The sequence below is a fragment of the Clostridium frigoris genome (assembly GCF_018861865.1).
Classification (GTDB): Bacteria; Bacillota; Clostridia; order Clostridiales; family Clostridiaceae; genus Clostridium_AD; species Clostridium_AD frigoris.
Window position 1 is genome coordinate 1 of the sequence record NZ_JAHLDV010000095.1, and the last position, 6876, is coordinate 6876.

The 6876-nt window shown below is 32.4% G+C and carries 6 protein-coding genes and 1 pseudogene; 2 read left to right on the forward strand and 5 right to left on the reverse strand.

Translation table 11 applies throughout. The annotated features are described in order from the left end of the window. The first annotated feature begins 117 nt into the window (after positions 1 to 117). Together KPL37_RS18785 and KPL37_RS18790 are read left to right on the forward strand one after the other, a co-directional pair. Positions 118 to 1515, forward strand: coding sequence for a GntP family permease (locus tag KPL37_RS18785; RefSeq protein ID WP_216151599.1), 1398 nt, complete (start codon positions 118 to 120; stop codon positions 1513 to 1515). Between the two features lie 27 nt (positions 1516 to 1542). Continuing rightward, entirely contained in the window at positions 1543 to 1959 is a 417-nt protein-coding gene (locus KPL37_RS18790; protein ID WP_216151600.1) for a MaoC family dehydratase, read from the forward strand. A 791-nt stretch (positions 1960 to 2750) separates the two neighbouring features. On the opposite strand, the gene KPL37_RS18795 is transcribed toward KPL37_RS18790, so the two are convergent. From KPL37_RS18795 to KPL37_RS20350, 5 genes and pseudogenes are all read right to left on the reverse strand, one after another. Beyond that, entirely contained in the window at positions 2751 to 3983 is a 1233-nt protein-coding gene (locus KPL37_RS18795) for an ABC transporter permease (RefSeq protein WP_216151601.1), read from the reverse strand. Positions 3984 to 4031: 48 nt separating this feature from the next. Continuing rightward, complete coding sequence (locus KPL37_RS18800) at positions 4032 to 4724, reverse strand: ABC transporter ATP-binding protein (protein ID WP_216151602.1); 693 nt, start codon at positions 4722 to 4724, stop codon at positions 4032 to 4034. Further along, positions 4724 to 5845, reverse strand: coding sequence for an efflux RND transporter periplasmic adaptor subunit (locus KPL37_RS18805; RefSeq protein WP_216151603.1), 1122 nt, complete (start codon positions 5843 to 5845; stop codon positions 4724 to 4726). Before KPL37_RS18805 ends, KPL37_RS18800 begins: the two co-directional genes overlap by 1 nt. 285 nt (positions 5846 to 6130) lie before the next feature. Next, positions 6131 to 6544 carry an RrF2 family transcriptional regulator gene (locus KPL37_RS18810; RefSeq protein WP_216151604.1) on the reverse strand — a complete coding sequence of 138 codons (414 nt, stop codon included), beginning with the start codon at positions 6542 to 6544 and terminating at the stop codon, positions 6131 to 6133. Between the two features lie 166 nt (positions 6545 to 6710). Further along, a pseudogene (locus KPL37_RS20350) lies at positions 6711 to 6876 on the reverse strand (FprA family A-type flavoprotein); the annotation flags it as partial.

Below are 6876 nucleotides of genomic sequence, written 5' to 3' on the forward strand. Positions count from 1 at the left end.
TTAAATTTAGAAATGGATAAACATAAACATTAATAAAGATAAGTAAGAAATCATTCGTATTATTTAGGGACAGTTTCTTATCAAACTTATAATTAGATTATACAAGGAGGTTTTTAAATGTTAGGAGTTATCGGAATTCTATTAAGTTTAGTATTATTAATGTATATGGCTTATAAAGGTTTCTCAGTCATCGTTTTCGCCCCTATTTTTGCATTACTCGCTGCAATATTTTCAGGACTAAATGTTCTTCCAACATATACAGAAATATTTCTTCCTAATTTAGGGAAGTATGTAACAGTATATTTCCCATTCTTTTTATTAGGCGCTATATTTGGAAAAACAATGGAACAATCTGGTGCTGCGAAATCAATTGCAAAAACCATAGTTCAAAAGTTAGGTAAAAAAAGAGCGATGTTATCAGTAGTGTTATCAGCAGCTATTCTTACTTATGGTGGGGTTAGTTTATTTGTTGTAGCATTCGCGGTATATCCATTTGCAGCATCTATCTTTAAAGAAGCAGACATTCCTAAACGTCTTGTTCCAGCAACTATTGCACTTGGTGCATTTACATTTACTATGGATGCACTTCCTGGAACACCGCAGATTCAAAACTCAATTCCAATGAAATTTTTTAATACAGATCTTTATGCCGCTCCTGTAATGGGGATACTAGGATCAATTATTATTTTAACATCCGGCATGGCTTATTTAGAGTGGCGTAAACGCAAAGCGCAAGCCGCTGGAGAAGGATACGGTAAAAAACATACCAACGAGCCTATTATGGTTGAAGATGATAATTTACCAAATGCATTAATATCAGCAATACCATTAATTTCAGTACTTGTTGTTACCCTTATTTTACAAAAACTAATTTTTCCTAATTGGAATATTATGTCTTGGGTTACAAAAGAACCTTACAATATGCTTTCAAAAGGTGTTGTAGGAACAATGAACAACTGGGCACTAATGATTGCACTCGTCATAGGTATTATTCTTGCCATGGCAATTAATCCTAAACGTATGCGAGGTAATATCGCTAAAGCTATCAATGCCGGTGCTATAGGATCTCTTTTAGCCGTTCTAAACACAGCATCTGAAGTTGGTTTTGGTAATGTTATTAAAACACTTCCTGGTTTTCAATCAATCGCTCATGCTTTAACAAATATAAATCCAAACGGTAGTCCACTTATATCTGAAGCAATTACAGTAAACGTGTTATCCGGAGTAACAGGTTCTGCATCAGGTGGAATGAGTATAGCTTTAGATACATTTGGCAAGCACTACTTGGCTTGGGCTTCAAGTACAGGTATAAGTCCTCAATTGCTTCATAGAGTTGCAGCTATGGCATCAGGTGGAATGGATACATTGCCTCATAATGGAGCTGTTATTACACTCCTGGGAATTGCAGGCTTAACTCACAAACAAGCCTATAAAGATATATTTGCGATTACTATCATTAAGACAGCAACATGTTTTCTACTCATTGGATTACAATCAATTATTCATTTTGTATAATGGCTTAAAATAAAAGGAGGAGTTTTAATGAAAGGTTTAACAATGAAAGAACTAAATATAGGTGATAAAGACTCTTTTGAAAAAACTATAAGTGAATCTGATGTGTATCTTTATGCAGGCATAACTGGTGACTTAAATCCTGCTCATATAAATCAAAAAGAAGCTGAAACAACAATGTTCAAAGGTAGAATTGCACACGGCATGTTAACAGCAGGTTTTGTGTCTGCAGTACTTGGAATGAAATTACCTGGACCAGGCACTATTTATCTAGGTCAAGAACTTAAATTTACAGCACCAGTTAGATTTGGGGATACAATCAATGCTGAAGTTGAAGTTATAGAAAAGTTAGACGTAAAAAACATCATGAAACTAAGCACAACATGTACTAATCAAGATGGTGTTGTTGTTCTTAAAGGTATTGCTACTGTTATGCCACCTAAATAATAGTTAGTAATCATTTTTTTAAATACTAAAGGTATAATTGCTGGCTTGTCATCAGATATAAACATATGAATTTTAGCTCAAAATTAATATAATTACAAAAATAAATAATAGAGACCATACATAGATTTGCTTTACTAAATCCATGTATGTCACTATTATTAAATCATCTCCTGGGTCGCTGAAACAGCTTCGAAGAAGATGCATTGACGACTCCAGAAGGAGATTTATGTTCCCACTGAAGTTTTCTGTATATTAGTGTATGTAACTCCCACTTATAGAAGTCCAAGACTTTCCTTGTGAAATATCGTTAAAATATATCTGAAAGCTCAAACTGCAAATCCTCTGTTTTACTTCGAAAGGTACTACTAATTGATATATCTTCTTGCTTAAACCTATTAAATATTGTCTCTAATTCATTATGCTTAATACCTATACCACTATCTCTTACCTATATTTCAATAAGTTCATTTTTATCTTTAATATTAACATATATCTTGTTTCCTGCATTTGAAAATTATACTTAATCCTTTTACATCAGTGTACGAAGTAACCGAATTAACTGTTTCTTCTACAATCTCCACTATATTATTATTAGATATATTAAGTTCAAAGAATCCTGCCTCAATTTTTGATAAATCTACTATGTTATTTATGAGTTTGGATAACCTATATCAGTTTTGCCTCATTGAATTAACATATTTAAAAATAGAATCTTTTTTTTCATCTAATGATCCACTCTTAGTCCTAAGACAATAATAATATATTTTTCAATTGTTGCTTACAGTTAAATTCTATTCATAACGCAAAGCATCTATAGGATTTAATTTTGCAGCTTTTCTTGCTGGATATATTCCAAAAAATATCCCTACTGCTGATGAGAACAATATTGTTTCTAATATAACAATAATTGAAACACTAGGAGTAATGCCAGCGAACGATCCTATTATTTGAGCTGCAACTATTCCAAGAGTCATCCCTATAAGCCCACCTATGACTGACAATATTACGGATTCAGTCAAAAATTGAAACAATATAGCATTAGTTGTAGCACCTATTGCTTTCCTAATACCGATCTCTCTTGTTCTCTCAGTTACAGAAACTAGCATTATATTCATAACTCCAATACCTCCAACTAAAAGTGATATTGCAGCTACTGCACTGAGGAATGTTGTAAAAATTCCTAATACTTGGTTAATCGATTCAAGCATACTAGCTGAATTAGTAGCCTTATAAAGATCTGTTGCTTTGTTATCATGTTTAGCCTGAAGAATTTTTAATGCCTCATTTCCAGTTTGCACTGAATTTACTTGTGAGGTGGATGTCATGGTAAGCGTTGATATATTAAAATCTAATGGAAATAGCGTTTCAAGAAATGTAATTGGTACTGTTACAAGTGTCGGTGTACTGTCACCACTTCTACTTGGTGGACCACTTCGGCTGCCTCCAAACATACTACTTGCTTTTGAAACACCAACAACAGTTGCACTTTTACTAGAACCTACTGGTCCTAATTTAAATGACTTACCTACAGCATCATCAGTTCCAAATAAAGCTATAGCTGAGGTTTGATCAATTACTGCAACGGATTTACCTTCCTCAACTTCTCTCTCATTTAGGAATCTTCCATATACAATTTCTACATTGCTAATTAATGCATAATCTGTATTAACGCCAGTAACATTTGCTGTGCTGGTCTTTGTATCAGTCCTAGCTGTGCCTTTCTTAGACACAGTGGGAGAAATATACTTAGCAGTACCTATTCTATCTTTTATTTGCTTTACATCATCAAGTGTAAAATAATCACTTATTTGTTCTACTTTCGATGGATCAACATTTAGCGTAACTGTATTTGACCCCATTTTAGCAAATTCTTCTCCAATATAATTTTTCCCTCCATTACCAAGTGCAATAATAGTAATTACTGAACTTATACCTATTATAATTCCTAGCATTGTGAGAAAAGATCTCATTTTATTTGATAAAATACTAGATATAGCCATTTTAAGACTCTCTAAAATATTCATAACTGCCCTCCATTTAATCTTGAAAATATTTACGTACCAATTTATTATTTATAATATTGTTCTTCCCGAAACTTGGTAATCATCTACTATTTCTCCATCTAGGAATTTTACAATTCTTTTTGCACATTTTGCTATATCATCTTCATGTGTAACCATTAAAATAGTAGCACCATCAGCATTTAATTTTTGAAATATTTTCATAATTTCAATTGATGACTTAGTATCTAGGTTACCTGTTGGTTCGTCTGCCATAATTACTGCAGGATTGTTGACCATCGCTCTTGCGATTGCCACTCTTTGTTTTTGTCCTCCAGATATTTCATTAGGCCTATGTTTAATTCTGTCGGTAAGACCAACCTTTTCAAGTGCACTGAGTGCTCTATCCTTTCTTTCTTTTGATGGTACTCCCGCATAAAGCATTGGAAGCATTACATTTTCAAGTACCGTTATCCTTGGAAGTAAATTAAATGCTTGAAATACAAATCCTATCTCTTTATTTCTTATTAATGCAAGTTGGTTATCCTCGAGATTTGATACATTCTGATCATTTAAAAAATATGAACCTCCATCCATTCTATCCAAACATCCTAAGATATTCATAAAAGTAGATTTTCCAGAACCTGAAGGTCCCATTATTGCAGTGAATTCGCCTTTCTCTATTTTAAGGCTTACTGATTTAAGTGCAGTAAAATCAATATCTCCAGTTACATACCTTTTTAATACATCCTTTACTTCAATCATTATTTTCCTCCTACATTCTTAGCATCTTTAACCAATACACCATTTGTAATGGCGCTACCTGGATTTAATATTACACTCTCCCCTACTTTTATACCGCTTAGAATTTCCATATCAGTATCTGATTGGACTCCAAGCTTTACAATTTTTTGAACTGCTTTCCCGTCACTAACAACAAACAAATAAGTTGACCCATCTTTGTTGGTTAATATTGCCTCCGCAGGAACTTTCACAACAGCCAGTACTTGTTTAAGTAATATATCTACGTCTGAGTCAAAATTCACTTTTAACTGTGGTGCCGCTTCTAGTACATCGAGTTCTACCGTTAAAGTTGTATCTCCACCTGTAGCAGTTGTATTAACTGTTGCCGTTGGATAAATTTTTGATACCTTGGCTTTATAACTCTTACCATTACTTAAAATTGTTGATGTTTGTCCAAGAGCCACTTTAGCAGCATCATATTTTCCAACTTTAACAACACCCTTTAAACTTGATATATCCTGAACGGCTATAGCTGTTCCCTGAGCGCCAGTTTGGCCACTTATAACATTAACTTCTGTTACTACTCCACCAATATCAGAAGTAATATCTGAGTTTTGCGATAATTTAATTTTTGCTGAATCAAGGGTTGCTTCTGCAGATTTAACAGCATTATTAAGCTGTTTTACCTTTTCATCCGATAAAACACTTGCCTTGGCGGTACTAATTATTGCAGTATTTGCAGGAGTATCAGCCGTATTTGCTATAGTATCCTTTGCATCATCATTACTATCCACTGCATCCTTCTTTTGAGATATAGCATTATCATAATTGATTTGAGCAGATTGTACTTGATTATTCAAATCCGCTATATCGTAAGTTAAAAGAGTATCACCCTTTTTAACCTTATCACCAACACTGACTTTAACATTTGAAATCTTAGTTGCCCCAGATACTGAATAATTTTTTTCATTTTTAGATTTTATAGTAGCTGTGGTGGATAAGTACATCTTTACATCACCTATTGCAACCTTTGAAGTCTTTACAGTTGTAACTTGTTTCTTATTTCTTGAAGCAATCTGTATTCCCCCAATAATACCAATAATTGCTACTATTACTACGCTAATAATAATTTTCTTTTTCATGATAACCTCCTACATATTTATAATTCTAATAATTTATATTTTACACTGTAATTATTAAAATAAGTATTAAAATTTTCTTATTTATATACTAAATTTTCATTAAATTACTTCAATACATACTTATTATCCTCCTAATTAGTCCTTAATATTACAATATAAAAAATTAAGGCATAATAAACCCTCGACTAATTTTATTTATTAATTAGTCGAGGGTTTTAATTTTCTATAACGGCTTTATAACAATTTATTTACTATCTGTTCATCAGTAACATAACACACATATCTTTAAATCTTTCCATCTACTAATTGTTTAAAATTAATGCTTTCTAGTTCTGCATTTAACTTCTTTTGTACTTTTGTCATAGCTTTATGCACAATGCATACACCACTTTTATTCAAATTACAAAAACTTGGCTCAGTTACACATCTATTAACACATATTGGGCCATCTATTGCTTCAATTACATCTCTTAAGTTTATTTGCTGTGGCAATTTATTTATAGCATATCCGCCCTTGACCCCCCTATAAGATTTTATAATATCCGCTTGTATTAGCTTTCTTAAAAGTTTTAATAGAAATCTTTGCGGTATGCCCTCTTTTTCTGAAATTACTTTTGATTCTACCTTTTCGCCATAACCTAATTTACATAAATAAATTACTACCCTAAGACCGTAATCTGCTTCTTGTGTTATTTTCATATTATATCTCCCTAAGTATACTCATTTGGTATACTTTATACCTTAAGACATTTACTGTATTTTGTCAACATTGAATTATATAAATTTAATATTAACATCTATACCAAAATAAACCTGCTCACAAATTTTATCCATGAGCAGGTTCCAAAATTATATTTTTATAAAATTACTTTAATGACTCGATAATGCTACCTGCAAGGCTATCCATTAAATCTCCATCCTCTTCTTTCATACTAGAGTTTATTGACATCTCATTGTCTAAAATAGTTATTTCTTTCATGTCATCCAAAAGTTCGCGCATCAATTTACCAGATTGAGGAGCCCATGAACCA

Coding starts and splice junctions, on each gene's coding strand:
- KPL37_RS18805 (WP_216151603.1), bottom strand. CDS start 5,845: ATGAAAAAGAAAATTATTATTAGCGTAGTAATAGTAGCAATTATTGGT.
- KPL37_RS18795 (WP_216151601.1), bottom strand. CDS start 3,983: ATGAATATTTTAGAGAGTCTTAAAATGGCTATATCTAGTATTTTATCA.
- KPL37_RS18810 (WP_216151604.1), bottom strand. CDS start 6,544: ATGAAAATAACACAAGAAGCAGATTACGGTCTTAGGGTAGTAATTTAT.
- KPL37_RS18790 (WP_216151600.1), top strand. CDS start 1,543: ATGAAAGGTTTAACAATGAAAGAACTAAATATAGGTGATAAAGACTCT.
- KPL37_RS18785 (WP_216151599.1), top strand. CDS start 118: ATGTTAGGAGTTATCGGAATTCTATTAAGTTTAGTATTATTAATGTAT.
- KPL37_RS18800 (WP_216151602.1), bottom strand. CDS start 4,724: ATGATTGAAGTAAAGGATGTATTAAAAAGGTATGTAACTGGAGATATT.